Raw genomic sequence first — 20,478 nt, forward strand, 5'->3', positions numbered from 1 at the left:
CGCTACCTCGTCAGCAGATCGTCCGGGATCGGTTGGTCCTTCGCGAGGTCGTCGAAGAATTGACCCGCACGTTGCTTATCCCACAGCAACACATTTCCGCTATCGGTATCGGTGAAGCCGCCGATCGGGACGGTGGTCGCCACGGTATCGCCGCGCATCGCCCAGCCGAGCTGGCCGAGATTCCAGATGTGATCGCCCTTGTCGACCTTCAACGATTTCGCGGTATCGCCGGCCAGTGGCCACAGCGTGAACGGATTGACCAGCGTGCCCGCGCTGGTCGCCTTCTTCAGCAGGGCCGCCATGAACAGGCGCTGGTTGTTCATCCGGTCGATATCCGCGAGGGCGGTCGCCCGGCTGCGGACGAAACCCAATGCCTGCGGGCCGTCCAGGGTTTGGCAGCCGGCGGCCAGATTGATGCCCGCGAGCGGATCGTCGATGGCCTTGGGTACGCAGACATCGATGCCGCCGAGGGTATCGACGATGCCGGCGAAGCCGCCGAATCCGATCTGCGCGTAGTGATCGATGTGCACGCCGGTCGCGGTTTCGACGGTCTGCACCAGCAGCGGCGCGCCGCCGAAGGCGAAGGCGGCGTTGAGTTTGTCCTTGCCGTGGCCCGGAATGCTCACATACGAGTCACGTGGCAGGCTGACCAGCGTGGTCGCACCCGATTTCGGAATGTGCACCAGCATGATCGTGTCGGTGCGCTCGGGGCCGACCTCACCGCCGGTGGCGAGTTCCTGTTCCTGATCGGCCGTGAGTCCGGCCCGGCCGTCGGAGCCGACGAGCAGCCAGTTCGTTCCCGGGGTATCGCCGACGCGGTCGGAGTAGTTGGCGAGTGCGTCGATCCGGCTGAGCGAACCGTCGAGTTTGATGACGGCGCCGACCACCGCGAGGACCAGCACCACCAACAGCACGAGGAACCAGCGGAAAAGGTGCAGTTTGCGGCGACGGCGCGGTGGGCGGGGTGCGCGGTCGCGGCGCGACGACGGCGGCAGTGATGGCGGCGGCGGGGGTCCCTCGCGGCGCGGGCGCAGGTGTCGCGCGTCCTGGTAGGGAACCGGCTGCTGGGGTGGCGCATAGCCGGGGACACCGCGAGGCTGGGGTTCGTGATACGGGTGCGGCTGCTGCGTCGGTGCATGGGGTGGCCGGGAATTGCGCGGCGGCATTCGTGTTTCGGGCGGTACCTGCGAATATGCCAATGGCGGTGCGTGATTCGACCCATCGCGGCGGATGACCTTGGTGGGGTCGATGTGCCTCGGGTCCGGCCCGGGTCCGCGACGACCCGGCGGATGGGGGTCGCGGCGCTGCGGCATTGATGGTGCACCGGGATTTCCGAAGGGTTGCGGCTCCCGGCGCGTCCGGTCGTAGCGCTGGGGGTCGTAGCCGTTCATCACACAGACTCTACTGTTCGAGGGCCGTCGGGGGGCTTGACGAGCGGCCGGAAGTTGGTGCGCTCGAGTGAGCGCTCGTCGATAAATTCGCCGCAGGGACCGGCGGGTGTTACGGCAACCAGGAAACGTGACCGCGTAGCAATGGATAGCCGATATAGGCGACCGCATCGATCGTCGCGTGCGCCAGCACCAGCGGCCACAGCCGGTTTGTGCGCTGCCAGAATCGGCCGAAAATCACACCCATGACCAGATTGCCGAGCCCGCCGCCCAAGCCCTGATACAGGTGATAGCTCCCGCGCAACAGTGCCGAAGCGAACAGTGACCGGTTCTCCGACCAGCCGAGCCTGCGCAGTCGGGTGATGAGATAGGCCACAACCAGGATTTCCTCGGCCGCCGCATTCGCACAGGCGGATATGATGAGTGCGGGCAACCGCCACCAGTGGTCACCGAGCGAACTCGGCACGATCGTCACGCTGAACCCCAGCGCATGCGCGGCCAAGTAGAGCCCGAGCCCGGGCAGTCCGATGACCGCCGCGAGGATCAGCCCCGGCAGCACATCGGAACGCCAACGGACCCTGGCCAATCCGATCATCCGCGGCCCTATTCCACTGCGCCACAACAGATACAGCCCGAGCGCACCCCACCCGGCCAGCCGCAACGCACTGAGCAGCTGGAAGAGCAGGTCGATGGTCGATTGCGCCGCCCGCGTCGGATTCAGCGCAACGGTCTGCCCGCCCACCCCGCCCGGCGACAGCGCGCTCTCGAGCAACGACAGCGCCGCATTCAACCCACTCAGCCCGAACGTCACCACCAGCACGACCAGGATCTCGAGCCGAATCCCCAGCCGCTCGCGATCGGTCAGCTCGGGCTCGTCCCCGGTCTCAGCGCGCATGCGTCCGAATCTATTGCCCGCGCGGCTCCGACGTGCGCTGGGCGCGTCAGATGCGGCGGAGGCCGTTCAGGAAGGGGCAGCCTGCGAGGGTGCGGACGGCGCGGCCGAGGGATTCGATGTCGTCGGCAGGGGCGGTGAAGGGGAGGCGGAAGTCGTGGTCGCCGTCGTGGCCTTCGATGCGCAGGGTTACGCCGTAGCGGTCGATGGCCAGTGGGTGCACCGCACCGGTCTGCAGGCGCGGCGGGAGGTGGCGGGCGAGTTGGGCGATGATGTCGGCGTGGTCGGCATCCATATGCTGCAGCCAGGCGGATTCCAGTGCGCAGAACGGATCCGGTTGCGCCAGTCGGAGTTCGTCGACGCAGACGGATTCGGCGCCGGTCGAGTCGGCCACCACCGCGGAGTTGATGACCACGCGCAACAGGGTCGCACCGTGGCCGACATCGAGCAGGTCGGGATGCGGATGATCCTTGGCGACCTGGGTGGCCAGTGCCCGCAGCGCCTGCGTCGGTACCGCCCGCACCGACCCGCGCAGCCACACCAGCGCCCGCACCGGTTCCCGCAGCGGCAGCGGCGCATGATCGGTGAGCTCCAGCACCGCCGGTGCACCGCTCTCACCCGAATTCCCGGCCAATACCGCGGCCATGGACGCGGTCGGCACTGCGATCACCGCATCCCCGCACTGCCGCACGTGATGCACCGAAATCGGCGTCGGATCAATACCTGGCATCGCCAACACCGCCTGCTCCGCATGGGCGCACGCACTCCGAACCCGCTCAGCGGTTGACGGTGCAACAGTCGGCTTCAGCATGCAGGCCTCCATACGAGTCACGCGGTGCAATTAGGTTACCCTAAGCTAAGTCACGACTCTCGGTTTCCGCAACCGTTCCCCGCACCCGAATCCGACAATTCCCCGCCCGCGAGCCTCGATTTGCGGCAGGACCGGCGGCGCGCGGCCCAACCCTTGCCGCCATCCTTCGCGAGCAGGCGGAATGCGCGTGTCGAAGCCAGCGGGCGAAGGTGGCACTGAGGCGAGTGCGGGCCATCGGGCGACCCGGTGCCAGCGGGTGGAGGCGCGTCGGGTGGCCGACCGCCGTGAGCGGGCGGGGATTGGGCAGGTGGCCCCGCGAGCCCAGGCGAGTGGGGCCGTCAGCGGGCGTGGCTACGGTGGACGTATGGCGGATGGAGTGCGGGCGGCGCATGGCGTGGCGGGGGAGCCGGTGTTGCTTTCGTTGGCGGCGCCGTCGGCGGCGCGGCGGAGTTTGGAGGAGGGGCTGGTGCGGGCGGTGGGGACCGGGGCGGCCGGCGTTCGGGTTCTCGACGCGGACGTGAGCGATGCGGAGATCGCCGGTTTTCTGGTCGAGGTCGCGCACTCGGATGGCGGATTCATCGCGCGCACCTCCGATGGGCAGCGGGCGCTGGCTATTGTCGCGGGAACGGTTGCGGCGTTGTGCGGTGAGGATATTCGGGCGGCGTTGGCTCGGCCCGATATCGCCTTTCTGACCTCGTTGAAGCCGCCTGCGGTCGAGGCTGCGCGCAGCGTGTTGCTGGCGATCGAATCCGATGCACCCGACGATCTAGCTGGAACTCTGAGCATCCTCCGCGCACGCAAGTAATGTCGTAACCGTGCCGCGAATCGCGTACTTCGGGCCGTCCGGAACCTTTACCGAGATGGCCCTCGCCGAGCTCGAGTCCTCGCAAGCCTTCGACGGACCGGTCGAGCGGATTGCCGCGCCCAGTCAAGGTGCGGCGCTGGACCTGATCCGGTCCGGTGATGTCGAGGGTGCCGTCGTGCCGATCGAGAGTTCGGTCGAGGGCTCCATCTCGTCGACCCTGGATTCGCTGGCCATCGGTCCGCGGCTGCAGATCATCGCCGAAACCGAGCTCGAGGTGAGCTTTGCGATCCTGGCCAGGCCGGGGACGGAGCTGGCGGATGTTCGCACCCTGGCCGCCTATCCGGTCGCCGGGGCACAGGTGCGGCTGTGGATATCGCGCACGCTGCCGAATGTCGAGATGTACACCTCGGCCTCGAATGCGGCTGCCGCCGAGGATGTCGCGGCCGGTCATGCCGACGCCGCGGTCTCCACCGCGCTGGCCGGAGAACGCCTCGGTCTGACGGCCCTGGCGTCGGGTGTCGCCGACCACGAGCAGGCGATTACCCGTTTCGTGCTGGTCACCCGTCCCCGAGTCGCGCCGCCCGCAACCGGTGCGGACCGCACCTCGATCGTGCTCGAGCTACCCAACAAACCGGGCTCGCTCATGCGCGCGTTCGCCGAATTCGCCACCCGCGGCATCGATCTCACCAGAATCGAATCTCGGCCCACGCGAACAGGTATGGGCACCTATCGCTTCTACCTCGACTGCGTCGGGCATATCGACGACACCGCGGTCGCCGAGGCACTCAAGGCATTGCACCGCACCGCGCGGATCCGTTTCCTCGGTTCCTGGCCTGCGACCTCGGCGACCGGAACCCCACCGCCCTCGGATGAACCGGCCGCCGAGTGGATGACCCAATTGCGTAAGGGGGTGGCCGACCTATGACCGGCAGACTGATCCTCGTTCGCCACGGCGAGACCGAAGGCAACGTAGCCAAAATCTTGGACACCCGTATCCCCGGCCTACCGCTCACCGAACGCGGTGCGGCCCAAGCGAAAACATTCGGCTCGAATCTGTTGAGGCCGCCGAAGGCGCTGTTCTGCTCGGCCGCGCTGCGCGCCCGCCAGACCGCCGGATACATCGAGGCGGCAACCGGCGTACCGGTCGAGGTGCTCGATGACATCCACGAAGTTCAGGTCGGCGAGATGGAGGGTCTGAACACCGAGGAAGCCCACGCGTACTTCCAGCGGATCTACCGCGCCTGGCACGAAGGCGATCTCGCCGAACGCGTCCCCGGCGGCGAATCCGGATACGACGTCCTGGCCCGCTTCCTACCGGTCGTCGAGGAACTGCGCGCCAAATATCTGGCCGACGGCAGCGACGGCGACATCTTGGTGGTCAGCCACGGCGCCGCCATGCGCTTGGTCTCCCGGAATCTCAGTGGTGTGGCACCGCCTTTCACCACCAACAACCACCTCGACAACACCGAAACCATCGAACTCGTCCCCCGCCCCGTGGGCGGCTGGGAATGCATCCGCTGGGGCCGCTTCACGCCACCCTTCGCCTACGAAGTGGCCCCAACCGCCGACGACCCTATGGGCTGAATCCCTTTGGGGCACAGCGCCCCGCTCAGCCCTCAGGCCAACGTCGGACTCCTCGAAAACTCTTCCCGCTCCGGCAAGGAATGGATCAGATCCTCCACGGCGGCGCGCAGGCGGGCGGGAGTACCGCTGGCCAGTGACGACCACTCGGTGCCGTCGTCGGCGACGCTCGCCGTCGAGATGAATCGCCCGTTGCGGGTGTTGAATACGGCGATGTGCTTGTCGACGATGTCGCGGGTGCCGTCTCCGTACAGCACGGCGCTGATCTGCGCATGCGAATGGATTTCGACCACGGCCGAGGCGAGGGTTTGCGCGTCCTGCGCGGGATTGCCGACCTTTGCCAGTCGTTCGGCGGTGGCAGTGGCATCGCCCAGGTCCTCGAAGATCGTGGCAAGCTCCTCGGTCGGTGCGTTCATGCCGTAGAGCTCGAGTGGCGGGGCCGTGCCGAGCGCCGCTATCACGGTGCCGGCCAGGTCGATTCCCACTTCGTCGATCACATACGAGTCCTGCCCGCGAAGGGCGACGACGGAAAGGTCGTCGCTCTTCGCCAGACAGAAACGACTCACGTACCCCTCGACGATCAGCCGCATGGTGACAATCCAGTGCGGGCGGTTCAGCACCCGCAGCCGGTCCTCCAAGTCGGGCTGAACCATGTTGTCGATCAGCAGATCCCGTTGTTCGAGCGACTCGGCCGCGTCGGCCATTGCCGCCTGATGTGCGGGCACACTGTCGAACCGGGCGTATGCGTTCAGCACAACCGGAAGGTCATCGAGATCCAGCTTCTCGCGGAGAAACTGGACCTCGTCGAGCGACAGCACAACCGCCTCGAGTGCGGAGGGCCCACCACTGGTACCGAGGACGGTCACCCAACCGTCCCGGGGTGGGCGCCGATCACCCCGTCGGCGGCGAAGCGGCCGTCGGTGAAGTGATCAGACCGCAGGTCGACCTTGCTGTCGTGCTCGTCCTCGTCGTCCTCGTCGCCGCGGGCCTGGTTCCCCAGCAGCGGGTTGCCCGCGCTGCTGTTGCTCGACCGGGCCGGTGCGGCTTCGACAGATGCGACCGTCTCGGGTGCCACTGTCGCGGTGTTGCCGCCGATCACGCTGCCCGTACCCCAGCCTTCCGGCAGTTTGAGCTGGGTGCCGCCCGCCGCGGCCGAAGTTCCGGAGAACGAGACCGCACGGGTCGCGGCCGCGCTGCCCGCCGCGGCCATCGCGCCACCCATCGTCATCGGTGCCATGGTGGACATCGGCGTGCTTGCCGCGGCGGTGACCGCATTGGTCGCCACACTGCCGACCGTCGACACACCGGTGCTGACCACCGAACCGACTGCCTGTGCGGCCTGCGTGGCGGCACTGGCCACACCCGGGTTGGATACGAACGCCTGCACGGCGGCCACCGCCGTCGAGATCGGGTCGGTGGGCGCTTCGAACGCGGCGTCGGCATTCCCGCTCGGATTGGCCTGGCCCGCGCCCGCAGCGATCGGCGGCGGCATCAGGAACTCGGCGGGTGTGGCCAACATCGCCGAGGTCGCCGCCTCATAGGTTTCCATCACCAGCGCCGCGCGGATATCCATGGCATTCCTGGCGACCTCGGCGGCCTCCATGGCACCGGTGACGGCGCCGGCCGGGTTGGTCGAAGCGGCCAACGCGGCATTGACAGCCGCGATTTCGGGCGGGCTCGGCATCGCGAGCGCGGCAACGCCGTAAGCGATGACGTTCGCCGCGGCCTTACCACCCATCGCCGCGGCCTGCACGCCCTGCTGTTCGGACCAGCCGAGGAATCCGGTCAGCTTGCCGAGCGCGGCGAGACCGTTGATGCCCTGCATGCCGACACCGAGCTCGGCCATGACGCGTGCGACGGTGGTCGTCGCGTCGACCCAGGCGGCCGTGAGCCCGCCCCACGCGGTAGCGGCGGCCGAAATCGGGATCGCGTGTGCGCCCGCGTGAAGGGTGGCCGAGTTGACTTCGGATGGCCGGGCGATCCAGACGACCCCGGTAACTCCTGCAACCATGCTTGTAACTCCCCTGAATGTCTGAATGGTGGTTGAGGACAGCGGTGTGGGCTAGACCTGAATTGCGTTGACTCCGGCGGCGCGCACGACGTCGCCGGCGATGTGCTGAGCCAGCTGCATTCGCAGTGTCTGGGCAGCATGGTGCAGTTCGAGAATGCCCTGGGCGATGGCATGATCGTGGCTCACCGCGCCCTGGTTGAAGTGGCTAGCGGATACGAACGACACCTCTTCGGCGCCGGATGGAATCACGTGCGTCGCCGGCGCGGTGATCATGGACGCTGCGGAAAGCCGCTCGGCGACCAGATCGAGTTCGGCCGCCGCGGCGAGAATGGCTTCGGGCGAGATCAGTACATGTCCAACCATGACTCGACTCCTTCTAGTGGCTGTGGGGCGGAACCACGAGAATTCCCCCTTCGAGTGATAGGACGCGACAGCAACGCGATCGGTTCCATCGAATCCCCAAGTTTCTTCCGGTCATCCGTGCTGGTTTCGCGCTCGACGAGCCGAGCCCGAAATACAGCTTGGATAAGACTAGCCCCATCCCAACTCATGCAACCGGTCTTCGTCAATGCCGAAATAGTGTGCAATCTCATGGATCACAGTGATCGCGACCTCCTCGACGACCTCGCGCTCATCACCGCAGACAGCGAGAATCGCCTCGCGATAGATGGTTACCGTGTCGGGTAGCGAGCCGCCGTAATGACTGTCGCGTTCGGTCAACGCGATCCCGTGATACAGCCCGAGCAGATGTGGATCCTCCGGATTGCGCGGTTCGATCAGCACGACCACATTGTCGATGGCGCGAGCCAACTCCGCCGGAATGAGATCGAGCGCATCGCCGACCAGCTCCTCGAACCGGTCCGCGGACATGGTCACCGCCATCAGCGCGGTTGCGGCTGTGGTGGCAGCGGTGCGGCACCGGGCAGCGGGGCGGGCGTGGAGCGTCCGGAATTCGGCGGCGGCACCGGAGCCTGGCCGTTGATCAGGATCTCGCCCTTCGCCGATCCGGTGATCGGTGCGAAACCCTCACGGTCGGTGCCCTTTCCGAGCATGCAGTCCAATTTGCGGCTGCCCGCCAGCCAGCTGCGCGCGTCGAGGTAGTCGAAGAACAGCGTCAGCGTCTTATTGCGCACCGCGTCGGGTGAGCCGAGGTAGTCGTTGGCCGCCCTGGCGCACTCGTCCTCCATGAACTTGTCCTGGTCGTCCTTGGCGGGCGGGCCACCGGAAAAGTGCTGGCCGAGATCGACGGTGGACACGATCTCGACGGCATGCGCCTGCGCGCAGTCCACCGGATCGGTGGGCAGGTTCTGATTGATACCCAGGCAGGTGCCGGGCTCGAAGACCTTCGACTGATCGTGCTCGGTAGCGGCGCCGGTGGTCGGCAGCGGAGTGCCGGTGCTACCGGAGAACTGGAGTCCGCAGCGCAGTGTTCGATCGCCGTGCTTCCACCCGTCCGGACTCGGGTACATCAGGCCGACGACATAGCGGCCGCGCGGATCGAACTTGCCGTTCAGGTACTGGTCGACGGCCGGGGTGCAGTGCTCTTCCTTGAGTTCGGTCAGTCGCAGCGAGTCCGGAAAGCGTGAGCCTGGACCGAATTCCACGCCGGGATATTTGGCCATATCGACATCGGCCGCGACCTCGAACAGATGCTTGTTGGAGCAGGCGACCTTCACCAGATCACCGCGGTCCTGTTTGTTCCAGCTGAGGCAATCGCCCCTGGCCGCGGTGCCGAACTCCTTGTCCAAGGCGGTCTGGCCGGGTGAACCCGGATTGTGTGCCTCCAGACCCTTGTCGTTGTCGTAGCCGGTGATGAACAGACCGACCAGCGAGATGATGACGGCGCCGGCCGCCGCGGCGAGCAATACCCAACGCAGCTTCGGCGCGGACAGATGCAGCTTGCCGTCGGCGACGGCGTCGCGGTCGATGATCACCGACTGCGGGAACGATTCCGCCCGCGACGATTCGCCCGAGGGCGGCTCGGATTCGTGCGGGTCCATGGTCACATCATCAGCAGACATCGCGACCCATCATGTCAGCGTCTGATCGCTGGTGCCACGACCTGGTCGAATCGATTCGAAGCGCCCCGGTCGTACCTATGCGCGGTGCGTCATCCGCGGAACGCGGACAGGAACAAACCGGGCAACCGCGCCGGATTGGCGGTCGCGTAGAACTCGGTCAGCTTACGTCCCGTCGCGGCCGCGGTCGCATTGTCGACGAACCACGGCGGCTTCGGTGACAGCGCCAGTTCGCCGCGCAGCAGCGACCGCGGCGACGGCCGGAACGGTCCGCGCACCACCGTGCGCTCCACATCGTCGAGCAGGAAGGCGTTGTGCACCACGCCGATTCCGCTCTGCACGTCATCCAGGGTGTGGCCGGGGTATGCGCCCCAGGACGCGCGCGGGGCCAGGAAGGCCAGTGCGGTCCAGGCGTTCACCGCGATGGCGCCGTAGCGCAGCCGCTCGACGGCGCGCTCGAAGGCGCTGCCGAGCCGTTTGATGGTGTTCGGGTGCGCGATCACGTTGACACCGAGCGTCCCGATCACCTCGTCGTTCGCGAAATCGACCGCGCGCTGCAGGAATTCACCGCCGGTATGCGGCAGTTCGACCACGCCGAGCACCGGCGAGAAGTATTCGGTGCGCAGCAGCGGCGTTTCGGTCGACGGCAGATTTTCCACGAGCACGCGTCCGCGATCCGGCCCGAGCCGCTCGGCGTCCGGATACGAATCCAGTGCGGCGGCGACCCGATCGTCGCTGCCCGGGTAGTAGGCCCGCCGCTGTGGCGCGCGCTCGATCGCGTCCCGAAGCTCTGCGAGGAAACGGTCCTTCTGCGGCCACTCCGCACTCACCACCACCGCCTGGGTGGCGACGCAGTTGTAGCCGCCGTTGTGCAGTCGCTGGGTCGCGACGTGCTCGGCCTGGAAGCGCAGGTCGGCATCCTCCCATTCGCCGGGCACCACGATGGTCGGCGAGACGCCGCCGAGTTCGCTGGTGATCGGCTTGTCCAGCAGCGGCCGGCCCGCGGCCTTGCCGTCCGGACCCCAGACGATCGCGTCGTGGGTTCGCATACTGCCGGTCATGTGCACATGCGCGACGTCGCCGTGGTGCACCAGGTGCCCGCCCGTCTCCGCACCACCGGTCAGTATCCGCAGTACGCCGAGCTCGATCAGTGGTGCGAAGACCATCTCGTACACCGTGAACAGAGGGTCGGTGATCGGATTCAGTTTGAGTGCCACCACCCGGTTGTGGGCGTAGAGCTCGTACAGCACGTCCAGTGGGGGAATGGAGGTGATATTGCCCGCGCCGAGGACCGCGCCGACGCCGCCGGTCGCGGTGGGATCGAGCTGGGCGAGTCCGGCGCGTCGGCGGGCGGTATCGGCGTCGACGCCGGGACGCAGCCACACCTCGCCGTGAAAGCCGCTGAGCAGCAACCGGTCGTAGAAGTCGAGCGGCAGGATCGGCACCGCGACCCGTTCGCCGGGAGCCTCGGTCAACGTGACCCCGTCGAGCGGACTGCGCCCTTCCTCCAGCGCCGAGAGCGTGGCCGACAACGCGGCGGTGGCCTGCAGCAGCGTCATCGGACCCGACATCCACTCCTCACCGACCAGCGGCGAGTCCGGATCCAGGCCCTTGATGGTGCGCGCGGCCCGCACCCATTCGTGGGAGAAGCGGCCGGTACGGGCGTGGATATCGTCGAGAAGTTCGCGGCGCCGCCGCAGCGGGGTGTGTGCCCACGTTTTCTCGCCCGCGACCAGATCGGCCACTGCGTTATCGATAGCGGTTTCGTCGAAAGTTGTGCCCACAAGCCAACTATGCGCGCGTTCATCCCGGCACGGTCCGCATCCTGGGATATCGGCGTGAAACAGCAATATCGCGACCATTAGGCTGGACACCCATGATCGACCTCCGATTCCTGCGGGACAACCCCGACGCGGTCCGCGCCTCGCAGCGCGCCCGCGGCGAAGACCCCGCCCTCGTCGACGCGCTGCTCGAGGCGGACGCGGCGCGCCGTGCGGCGGTGGCCAACGCCGATAACCTGCGCGCCGAGCACAAGGCGATGGGCAAGCTGATCGGCAAGGCGAAGCCGGAGGAACGGTCCGTCCTGCTGGAACGGGCGCAGGAGATGTCGGCGAAGGTCAAGGAGGCCGAGGCCGCGCAGCACGCCGCCGACGCCGATATGGACATTGCGCACCGTGCCATCTCGAACGTGATCCAGGAAGGCGCCCCGGCGGGCGGCGAGGACGATTACATCGTGCTCGAGACCATCGGCACGCCAAGGAAATTCGACTTCGAGCCCAAGGACCATGTGGAGCTCGGCGAATCGCTCGGTCTGTTCGATATGGAACGCGGCGCGAAGGTTTCGGGCGCGCGCTTCTACTTCATGACCGGTTACGGTGCGCTGCTGCAGCTGGGTCTGTTGCAACTCGCCGCGCAGAAGGCGGTGGCCAACGGGTTCACCATGATGATTCCGCCGGTGCTGGTGCGCCCGGAGATCATGGCCGGAACCGGATTCCTCGGCCAGCACAGCGCCGAGGTCTACCACCTCGAGGAAGACGAGCTGTACCTGGTCGGCACCTCTGAGGTGCCGCTGGCGGGCTACCACTCGGACGAGATCCTGGACCTGAGCGCCGGCCCGAAGCGCTATGCGGGCTGGTCGTCGTGTTTCCGGCGCGAGGCGGGCAGCTACGGCAAGGACACCCGCGGCATCATCCGGGTGCACCAATTCGACAAGGTCGAAATGTTCGTGTTCACCAAGCCCGAGGAGGCCGCGGCCGAGCACAAACGTCTCCTCGCCTGGGAGCAGGACATGCTCGCGGCCGTCGAGGTGCCTTATCGAATTATCGATGTCGCCGCGGGCGATCTGGGCAGTTCGGCGGCGCGCAAATTCGACTGCGAGGCTTGGGTGCCCACCCAGCAGACCTACCGCGAGCTCACCTCGACCTCGAACTGCACCACCTTCCAGGCTCGCCGCCTCGCCGTGCGCTATCGCGACGAGAACGGAAAGCCGCAGATCGCAGCCACTTTGAACGGAACGCTCGCGACCACCCGATGGATTGTGGCGATCCTGGAGAACAATCAGCAGGCCGACGGTTCTGTCCGGGTGCCCGCCGCGCTGGTACCGTTCGTCGGTACCGAGGTGCTGACACCACCGCGATAAATCACGTCGAAATAGCCCGTCCCACATTGCCTACAGGTAAATAGCTAGGGGTTCGCCATGCCGGATTCACAGGATGTGGCAACTGTCGGTAATTTCTATGTCTAGGCTATTCCCCGTGCGAGGAATCGGGTCTCGCGGCGATACCCGAACCCGGGTGCGGGCCGCGTCTGCGTTGGCGACGGCAATGGTCATGTCCCGGACCACCGGCGCCTTCTATGTCATGGGGGGCGCGCTCGGCCTGCTGATCACGGGAATCGCCCCGGGCAGCGAAGGCAATCGAGCACTGGTGGGTACCGCCGCCGCGGTGGCGCTGCTGCTCGGACTCAGCCTGCTCGGCTGGGGTCCGCGGTTGCCGCATGGGATTCACCATGGTTATGTCGCGATAGCGACGGTATTGGTGACAATCGCGGTATATGCGTTCCCGAATACCGTCGGCGCGATCAGTCTCGCCTCCTTCTATGTATTCGTGGCCTGTGATGCCGCATTGTTCTTCGCGTGGCCGCAGGCATTCGCGCACATAGCGTTCGCTATGGCCATGTGCCTGTGGGTGATGCCGATGCGGCCGGTGCATCCCACATTGCCGTGGTGGTCCGGGTTGATTCCGGCCGGTGTGACGTTCGGCGTCGGCGTGGTGGTCGGCATCCTGACCCGAATGGCGTCCGAGGCCGATATCGATGTGCTCACCGGACTGCTCAACCGGCGCGGTTTCGACCGGGCGCTGAACGGCGCGATCGAAACCGCCACTCGCACCGGTCAGGGGCTGGCGCTGGTGCTGGTCGACCTCGACCGCTTCCAGAAGATCAACGACCACCTCGGCCATCGGGCGGGCGATGCGGTGCTGCAGCGGGTCGCCGATACCTGGTCGAAATTGCTCGCTCCCGATCAGCGACTCGCTCGCTACGGCGGTGACGCCTTCGCACTGCTGCTGCCGAATACCACCGAGCAGGCGGCGATTCTGCTGACCGAGCAGTTGCGGGCATCGGTGACCACCGGCTGTTCGGCCGGTGTCACCTCCTGGCAGCCGGGTGAGTCGGGTTCGCTGCTGGTGAGCCGGGCCGATGTCGGTCTGTATCGGGCCAAGCAGGCGGGCCGCAACCGGACGGTGCTGGAGTCGTCGCGGCAGTTGCCGCTGGCGGTCGAGTTGCGCGAGGCGATCGACCGTGGCGCGCTCGATGTGCACTACCAGCCGATCGTCAGCCTGACCGAGGGCGGCGGTAAGGCGGTCGGTGTCGAGGCGCTGCTGCGCTGGTCGTCGAGTGCGCAGCCGGATGTCACCACCGAGGGACTGATCCGGATTGCCGAGGAATACGACCTCATCTCAGATCTGGACGAGCTGGTGTTGCGTCGGGCCTGCGCGGACGCGGCTCGCCTACAGGAGACCTTCGCGCAACTGGATCTGACGCTGAACGTCAATGTCAGCGGCCTGGAACTGGCCGAGACCGGTTATGCGGACCGCGTCGCCAATATCCTGGCGAGCACCGGCTGGCCAGCCGATCAACTGGTGCTCGAGGTGACCGAGAGCGAACTGGCGGCGGAATCTCAAACGGCCATCGGCAATCTGCACATCCTGCGCGAGCGTGGCGTCCGCATCGCGATCGACGACTTCGGTACGGGCTATTCCTCGCTGAGCCGCCTGGCCACCCTGCCCAGCGACATCCTCAAGGTCGACCAGTCCTTCGTCGCCGCGATCCGTTCGGACTCGCCCGCGCCGCCACTGCTCGGCGTGATCGCCGCACTGAGCAGCGCGCTGGACCTGCAGGTGATCGCCGAGGGCGTGGAGACCGAATACCAGGCCGCGGTGCTGACCGAACTCGGCTTCGCATTGGCACAGGGCTATCACTACAGCGATTCGCATCCGGTCTCGGAGCTGATCACCGATCTGAACGAGCATCAGGGGCGGGTCGGCCCCGGGCTCAACGATCGGGAACTCGGCGATGGGGACCTGCATGCCGCCAACGGGTGGTTGCCGCTCGGCTGAGTGCGTCCGGAAAATCGCTTGACGCGCTCGGGGGCGGGTCGTCAGGCTGACGGTATGCGTTTGCTTATCTACGGTTATTGATTCGATAGGTCGCGGACCGGCGGGATCGATGTGCGCGCGCTTACGGTGCGGGCGGTGCTCTTCAAGGGCATCGGTGATCTCATTCCGCTATATGCGCTGTACGCGGTGCTGTTCGCCGATCATGGTTTGAGCACCGGGCAGATCTCTTCGCTGCTGGCGATGTGGTCGGTGACCGCCTTCCTGCTCGAGGTGCCATCGGGTGCCTGGGCCGATACGGTGTCGCGGCGTGGGCTGCTCGTAACGAGCGGTGTGCTGCTGACCGCTGGTTTCGCGTGCTGGACAGTGCAGCCGACCTATCTGGGTTTCGCGGTCGGTTTTGTGCTGTGGGGCACCTCGGGCGCGCTGGTGTCGGGGACGTTCGAGGCATTGCTCTACGACGAACTCGTCGCCCGGAACGAGCAGCGGGCGTATCCGCGCATCATCGGTTATGCCAGGGCGGCATCGGAAGCCGCGATCGTGATCGCAATCCTCGCCGCCACGCCGTTGTATATCTGGGGCGGCTACCCGTTGCTCGGCTGGTGCAGTGTCGCGTTCGCGGCGGTGCACACTCTGGTCGGGCTGTCGTTGCCGAGCGCGCCGAAGGCTGTATCGGCCGCGGCGGTAGAGGATCTGGATGATTCGGCCGACTCGTCCGGGATATCGCGAACAGCCGTTGCCCCGGCCGGGGAGTCGGTCGGCGCCGTGGTGCTCGAGCCGGGTGCGTCCAGGCTCGTGGATGGTGACATCGGACCCTCCGGACCTCATGCTCGCCGCTCTGCGGACAGTGAAAGCCCGGGGCGGGACACTGCCGATATGGCTGCCTCGATATCGACGGAATCGCGGCCGTTCGCGACGTATCTGAACATGCTGCGCACTGGTGTCGGTGAGGCGATTCGAGTGCGGACCGTGCGCAACGGGGTGGCGCTGGTGGCGCTGCTGTCCGGGGTTACCGCATTCGACGAGTACTTCGCATTGCTCGCCGCGGAGGTCGGAGTGGCGACCGCGGTGGTGCCGGTGTTGGTCGGTATTACGGTGATCGGTTCGCTGGTGGGTTCGGTTTTGGCCGGGCGCACCGAGGGAATGTCGGCGCGCATCATGGCGATCGCGGTGGGGCTGGGTGGCCTGCTGTTCATCGGCGGCGCAGTGGTCGCCGGTCTCGCCGTCCGCTGGCCGGGCGCGGTGTATGTGCTTGCGGGCGTGGGTTTTACGGCGATCGGCGCGTCCTACGGCATCGTCTACAACGCCGGTGTCGTGGCGGGGGCTCGATTGCAGGATGCGATCGAAGGCCCGGCACGTGCGACGGTCACTTCTGTGTCCGGACTCGCCTCGGAGGCTGTCGCGCTGGCGGTATTCGGTTTCGCCGCGGTCGCGACGCTGTGGCTGTCGATGTCGACAACGGTCGCGCTGCTGGGTGCATCCATGCTCGCGATAGCCCTGCTGATTCCTTCCTCGCTACCGCGTCGGAAGTCCGATTCGTAGGTATCTTCGCGTAACACCGCTGCCGATGGGCGGCACCATCACCCGTTCGTCAGCTGAGCCTTGATTCGATGAGATGGGTCGCGGTCAGCAGAAACTGATCGGTGGAGCGGTCGATCAGCGTGTCGCGGGATATCGCGAGGGTGCCCGCCAGCCAGCTGTTGGTGGTCTCCCATAGCCCGCCGAGCAGGTGGGTAGCGGAGAATTCCGCTTGGTCACCGGCACTTTCGACGATGTCGGCACCGATCTCCTCGGCGCAGACCGCCATCATGATGCCCGCGAACGAGCGCATCACCTCGGCCCGGCGCATGAGCAGCGGCGGATTCAGTTGCGCCTCGACGGTCACGATGCGGGCCTTGCGTGGATCGTCGGCGATCAGGTCGACGGCCGCGGCGATGGCTGCTCGGGTCTTGGCGCGGATGTCGGCATCGGTCCCCATGAATGCGGTGACCGCGGCTTGGCCGATCTCGTCGACGATGCGCTCGAATAACTCGCTGAACACGGTGTCGAGGTCGCTGAAGCTCTCGTAGTAATAGCGCTCGGAGAGTTTGGCCTGGGTGCACAGTCCGGAGACGGTGAGCTTGGCGAATCCCGAGGTCCCGATGATTTCCTGCGCGGCGTCCAGCAGTGCGGCGCGGCGGCGGGCGCGGCGCTGTTCGATCGGTATGCCGCCGTAGGACCGCGAGGTAGTAGCCATTGCGCTCCATTCTGGCATAGATCCTTGCCAGATATTCGAATTTGTGAGACGGTCTTGTCAGAATGTGCTCGGCCCGGGCGCGAACCTCTCTTGCGATGGGTGAAATGCAATGACGCATGACAACCAGCTCCTGCCCACTCCGCCGCTGTTCACGGAGTTCCCGTTCCGGTACGCGGTGCCGGTGCTGGCGCCCGGCGATCTGCGTTGCACCGCGGCGCAGCGGGATTCGTTCCGCCGGTTCACGCAGGTCGGGGATCCGCTCGCGGACGATGTGGTCGCGATGTTCAAGCGGCTGCCCGTCGGCGAGGGGCGGCGGATGTTCGAGATGGCCGTGGAGCGCGGTATCGATGCGGTGCCGGATGCGCCCGCCGAGTTGACGGCATTCTTCGGTCGGGTCGAGACGGACCCGTACTGGCTGGACCGTACCAAGATCGACCGCGGTGCCCGGGTCGTGGAACGCACCGGCGTCTGGGGTGGCATCGCGATGGGCATGTTCGCGCTGATGGGCGGCTATCTGGCCTCCCGCGCGGACAAGACCCTGGTCGGCACCGGCGACCTCGACGCCATGGCACCGCGCCGCGTGGCCGAAACCACCCAGTGGTGGCTGGATGTCACGACTCCCGGTGGGCTGCAACGCAATCAGGTCGGCTACAAGAGTGTGCTGCGGGTGCGGCTGATGCACGCGCTGGTCCGGGCGGGTATGAATCGACGTCCCGATTGGGATTACGAAGCCTGGGACCATCCGGTGAATCAGGTCCTCACCGTCGGCACGCTCGGGCTGTTCTCGATGGCGAATCTGGTTGGCGCACAGGCGCTCGGACTGCGTTTCTCGGCGCAGGAGAAGGATGCCGTATTCCAGCTCTGGCGCTACGTCGGCTTCCTGCTCGGCATCGACGCCGAAATCCTGCCGACCAATGAAACCGATACCTGGCGCGCTTTCTGGATCCTCGCCGATACCGAATTCATCCCGGACGAGGACTCCCGCCGCTTGGCGCAGGCCCTGGTCCCGGCCGCGGGCGGCCTGTTCATCGGCACCGACACCGCAGCTCAGCGCGTTATCCGCCGGGTGATCACCAGTTATATGGTCGCCTACAGCCGAATCGTCCTCGGCCCGACCAACTCCGATTTCCTCGGCCTGGAGAACAGCAAATTCTTCCAGAGCGCCGTCATGGCCACCGCCGTAGTCAACGGCGCGTTGGAAGTGCCCCGCCAGCTCATCCCCGGCGCCACCCGCTTCCAAGAACGACTCGGTGCCCGCATTCGCGCCCGCCTGGTCAGTGGCTCCATCGCCCGCAATGGCGGCGACCGCACCTACGCTCGTCACGACACCTACGCCGCCCGCACCACCCTGCGCGCCGGGTAACCGATGGCCTGTGCGCTAGGTGGTCGGCCTGCGGCTCGTTCTGACCGATGCCGCCGTGGCATCACCGCGAGCTCTCGCGTGACCTTCGGTGGATGGCCGCGGTCAGTGCTTGGCCACGAGTCGCCCTGACAGTGGCGGCTGCCAGCTCGCTCGAAGCACTCTGCACGCAGCGATGCAGCCGGATGACGGCGCATATCGTGTGATTGCCTCGCATAGGTTGCGCGGTAGTTGTCAACCTGCCTGGGACAGGTGTGCGTTGATTCCTTGCTGGTGGGTGTCGTCGGCGCTGGAACCGTTCGGGGTGGGCGGTCTAGTACCGGTCCATGGTTGTTTGCCGCTGCCGGTGGACTTCGGTGGCGGTGTTGTGGTGGACCGTGGCTGGGGTGTGCGGCCCAGGCCGGTGTGGCGGTGCTCGGTGGCGTAGCGGTGCAGGAAGCCGCAGGGCCAGTGGGCGGCGGAGTGCGGCGGCGGCCCGGGCTGTTGCCGCGGTGGGCGTGCACGAACGTCGCTTGCTGGTAGGTCGGTGCCATCGGTGCGCTCCGGATCATGCAGGCTCGCGGGCGTGATCCGCGTCCGAGCGCTCGTATTGCCGCTCGGCTGGTTGGGGGCGGCGCTGTTGGTGGCTGCCGGTGGTCGACTCGGCCGATGGTGCAGCCGTCAGAAGCATCGGACGAACATTCCCTTGGCCGACGTGCATCGAGGGTGACCGGCCATTCCGGGGCGAATTCGGGGCTGCGATCTCCAGCGAACGGGTGTCTGATCCGGCCGGTGCGGGGTCGCGGTGCTGGTCGCGGTCGGGGGATGCGGGGGTGGCGGTACGGTGCGGGGATGGTGGCGCGGGCGAAGGTTGGGTTGGCCTTCGGGTTCAGCATCGGGGTGGGGGTGGCGGTGCAGGGCCGGATCAATGGGGCGTTGGGAGTGCGGTTGCGGGATGGGATCGCGGCTGCCTGTATCAGCTTCGGCCTCGGTCTGGTGGTGTTGCTGATCGCGTTCGCGGTCAGTCGGCGATTGCGGGACGGGCTGGTGCGGGTGCGGCGGGCGGTGGCCGCTGGTGAGTTGCGGCCGGTGCAGTTGTTCGGTGGGCTCTGTGGTGCGTTCTTCGTTGCGTGCCAAGGACTTACCGTTGCGGCGATCGGCGTCACGGCCTTCACCGTCGCCACGGTCGGCGGTCAACTGCTGAGCAGTCTGGTGGTGGACCGGCTCGGATTAGCGCCGAACGGCCGTACCCCGGTCACGGTTTCGCGTGTCGGGGGGGCCGCGCTGGCCATGGTCGCGGTGGTCCTCGCCGCGGCGGGAAGGTCCGGTGCGCCGGTCGGTTCCGCGGCGGTGCCCGAATGGCTGCGCACCGGCCCAACCGCTGCGCTGATCCTCTTGCCCGCGCTCGCCGGAATCGGGCTGGCTTGGCAGCAGGCGGTCAACGGTCGCGTCGGCGCGGTCGGCGGCGCGTTCTCCGCCACCCTCGTGAACTTCGGCGTCGGCACGGCTGCCTTGTTCGCCATCGAGGCCTGGATCTTGGTCGGCACCGGCTGGCCGTCCGAATTCCCCAGTGAGCCATGGCTCTATCTGGGCGGACTCATCGGCGTCGCCTTCATCGCCCTTGCCGCCGTCACCGTGCGCTGGATCGGCGTTCTGCTGCTCGGCCTGACCTCGGTAGCAGGCCAACTCCTGGCCTCGATCACCCTGGACCTCCTCACCCCAACCGGTGCCGGACTGTCACCAACCGCCGTAATCGGCTGCGCCTTGACCTTCATCGCGGTCGTCGTCGCCACTCGTTCGCGAGGCTGACCCCCGCATCCGCGCTCCACGTTCCGGCAGGCAGTCCCTGCCTGCAGTTCCGGTAATCGAGGTGTCGATGTCTAGGCAAACGCTTGCCAGGCCGATCCCAGTGTCTCGCCCGGCGATTTCGACATGCTCAGTTGCCGACGCGTATTGCGAAGCCTGCGGGACAGGCTCAGTCGACACGCCGATGTGCGCGCACGACCGAGCGCGTGGGCCGATCTCAGCGTCCGCGCTCCGGCACCGAGGGGCTGTCCCACGCTCCGGGTCATCGACGCGTCGATAAGCGAGCTGCGTTCATGCGCGCACGAGGGCGACCCCAGCATCCTGAGGCCGTCTTGTATGCGGATGGTCTCCCGGCACCGGGTCAGTTCGGTTGTCGCACTTGCGTGTTCGCGGTGAGGCCTAGCGCGAGGGCATATGCGAACAGTGGTCACCCAGCGACGTCACCGCAATGGTCGCCTAGACGTCTACCTCGCGACG

At 66.8% G+C, this 20,478-nt stretch carries 18 protein-coding genes; 8 read left to right on the top strand and 10 right to left on the bottom strand.

The annotated features are described in order from the left end of the window. Positions 1 to 2: 2 nt before the first annotated feature. The 3 genes from ACZ60G_RS22605 to ACZ60G_RS22615 all read right to left on the bottom strand — a co-directional run bounded on the left by ACZ60G_RS22605 (position 3) and on the right by ACZ60G_RS22615 (position 3,091). Complete coding sequence (locus ACZ60G_RS22605) at positions 3 to 1,391, bottom strand: LCP family protein (RefSeq protein ID WP_465811994.1); 1,389 nt, start codon at positions 1,389 to 1,391, stop codon at positions 3 to 5. 109 nt (positions 1,392 to 1,500) lie between these two features. Beyond that, the gene (locus tag ACZ60G_RS22610; RefSeq protein WP_465811995.1) at positions 1,501 to 2,283 is read right to left on the bottom strand and encodes a CPBP family intramembrane glutamic endopeptidase; all 783 of its coding nucleotides are present in this window, start codon (positions 2,281 to 2,283) and stop codon (positions 1,501 to 1,503) included. Between the two features lie 46 nt (positions 2,284 to 2,329). Beyond that, positions 2,330 to 3,091, bottom strand: a complete 762-nt coding sequence (locus ACZ60G_RS22615) for a DUF2470 domain-containing protein (protein WP_465811996.1) — start codon at positions 3,089 to 3,091, stop codon at positions 2,330 to 2,332. Between the two features lie 364 nt (positions 3,092 to 3,455). Here ACZ60G_RS22615 and ACZ60G_RS22620 point away from each other — a divergent pair, with 364 nt between their 5' ends. The 3 genes from ACZ60G_RS22620 to ACZ60G_RS22630 are packed head-to-tail and all read left to right on the top strand — an operon-like array spanning position 3,456 to position 5,480. After that, entirely contained in the window at positions 3,456 to 3,896 is a 441-nt protein-coding gene (locus tag ACZ60G_RS22620) for a hypothetical protein (protein ID WP_465811997.1), read from the top strand. A 10-nt stretch (positions 3,897 to 3,906) separates the two neighbouring features. Then, positions 3,907 to 4,821, top strand: a complete 915-nt coding sequence (gene pheA / locus ACZ60G_RS22625) for a prephenate dehydratase (RefSeq protein ID WP_465811998.1) — start codon at positions 3,907 to 3,909, stop codon at positions 4,819 to 4,821. Beyond that, positions 4,818 to 5,480: a histidine phosphatase family protein gene (locus ACZ60G_RS22630; RefSeq protein WP_465811999.1), complete on the top strand. Its 663-nt coding sequence runs from the start codon at positions 4,818 to 4,820 to the stop codon at positions 5,478 to 5,480. The genes pheA and ACZ60G_RS22630 overlap by 4 nt, the downstream gene beginning before the upstream one ends. A gap of 32 nt (positions 5,481 to 5,512) precedes the next feature. Here ACZ60G_RS22630 and ACZ60G_RS22635 read toward each other — a convergent pair whose 3' ends face one another. The 6 genes from ACZ60G_RS22635 to ACZ60G_RS22660 all read right to left on the bottom strand — a co-directional run bounded on the left by ACZ60G_RS22635 (position 5,513) and on the right by ACZ60G_RS22660 (position 11,290). Next, a complete protein-coding gene (locus ACZ60G_RS22635) occupies positions 5,513 to 6,343 on the bottom strand; it encodes an ESX secretion-associated protein EspG (RefSeq protein WP_465812000.1) in 831 nt (276 codons plus the stop codon). Continuing rightward, positions 6,340 to 7,488 (bottom strand): PPE domain-containing protein, encoded by a 1,149-nt coding sequence (locus tag ACZ60G_RS22640; RefSeq protein ID WP_465812001.1) that lies wholly within the window; start codon positions 7,486 to 7,488, stop codon positions 6,340 to 6,342. Before ACZ60G_RS22640 ends, ACZ60G_RS22635 begins: the two co-directional genes overlap by 4 nt. A gap of 51 nt (positions 7,489 to 7,539) precedes the next feature. Continuing rightward, positions 7,540 to 7,851 carry a PE family protein gene (locus tag ACZ60G_RS22645; protein WP_465812002.1) on the bottom strand — a complete coding sequence of 104 codons (312 nt, stop codon included), beginning with the start codon at positions 7,849 to 7,851 and terminating at the stop codon, positions 7,540 to 7,542. Between the two features lie 168 nt (positions 7,852 to 8,019). Continuing rightward, positions 8,020 to 8,370, bottom strand: a complete 351-nt coding sequence (locus ACZ60G_RS22650) for a metallopeptidase family protein (protein ID WP_465812003.1) — start codon at positions 8,368 to 8,370, stop codon at positions 8,020 to 8,022. Then, positions 8,370 to 9,509, bottom strand: coding sequence for a septum formation family protein (locus tag ACZ60G_RS22655; RefSeq protein WP_465812004.1), 1,140 nt, complete (start codon positions 9,507 to 9,509; stop codon positions 8,370 to 8,372). The genes ACZ60G_RS22650 and ACZ60G_RS22655 overlap by 1 nt, the downstream gene beginning before the upstream one ends. An 89-nt stretch (positions 9,510 to 9,598) precedes the next feature. Next, entirely contained in the window at positions 9,599 to 11,290 is a 1,692-nt protein-coding gene (locus ACZ60G_RS22660) for an aldehyde dehydrogenase family protein (RefSeq protein ID WP_465812005.1), read from the bottom strand. A 92-nt stretch (positions 11,291 to 11,382) separates the two neighbouring features. On the opposite strand from ACZ60G_RS22660, the gene serS reads away from it, so the two are divergent. The 3 genes from serS (at position 11,383) to ACZ60G_RS22675 (ending at position 16,162) form a co-directional block, all read left to right on the top strand. Beyond that, a complete protein-coding gene (gene serS, locus ACZ60G_RS22665) occupies positions 11,383 to 12,645 on the top strand; it encodes a serine--tRNA ligase (RefSeq protein WP_465812006.1) in 1,263 nt (420 codons plus the stop codon). Positions 12,646 to 12,760: 115 nt separating this feature from the next. Next, positions 12,761 to 14,623, top strand: a complete 1,863-nt coding sequence (locus ACZ60G_RS22670; protein WP_465812007.1) for a putative bifunctional diguanylate cyclase/phosphodiesterase — start codon at positions 12,761 to 12,763, stop codon at positions 14,621 to 14,623. A gap of 111 nt (positions 14,624 to 14,734) precedes the next feature. Beyond that, a complete protein-coding gene (locus tag ACZ60G_RS22675; RefSeq protein ID WP_465812008.1) occupies positions 14,735 to 16,162 on the top strand; it encodes an MFS transporter in 1,428 nt (475 codons plus the stop codon). A gap of 49 nt (positions 16,163 to 16,211) precedes the next feature. Here the strand turns inward: ACZ60G_RS22675 and ACZ60G_RS22680 are convergent, their stop codons facing one another. Then, positions 16,212 to 16,856, bottom strand: coding sequence for a TetR/AcrR family transcriptional regulator (locus ACZ60G_RS22680; RefSeq protein WP_465812009.1), 645 nt, complete (start codon positions 16,854 to 16,856; stop codon positions 16,212 to 16,214). Between the two features lie 109 nt (positions 16,857 to 16,965). Between ACZ60G_RS22680 and ACZ60G_RS22685 the strand changes: the two genes are divergently transcribed. Further along, entirely contained in the window at positions 16,966 to 18,219 is a 1,254-nt protein-coding gene (locus ACZ60G_RS22685) for an oxygenase MpaB family protein (RefSeq protein ID WP_465812010.1), read from the top strand. Positions 18,220 to 19,047: 828 nt separating this feature from the next. After that, on the top strand, positions 19,048 to 20,004 hold the full coding sequence (locus ACZ60G_RS22690; RefSeq protein ID WP_465812011.1) for a DMT family transporter: 957 nt from the start codon (positions 19,048 to 19,050) through the stop codon (positions 20,002 to 20,004). Positions 20,005 to 20,478 lie beyond the last annotated feature (474 nt).

The organism is Nocardia sp. NPDC102475 (assembly GCF_055584605.1).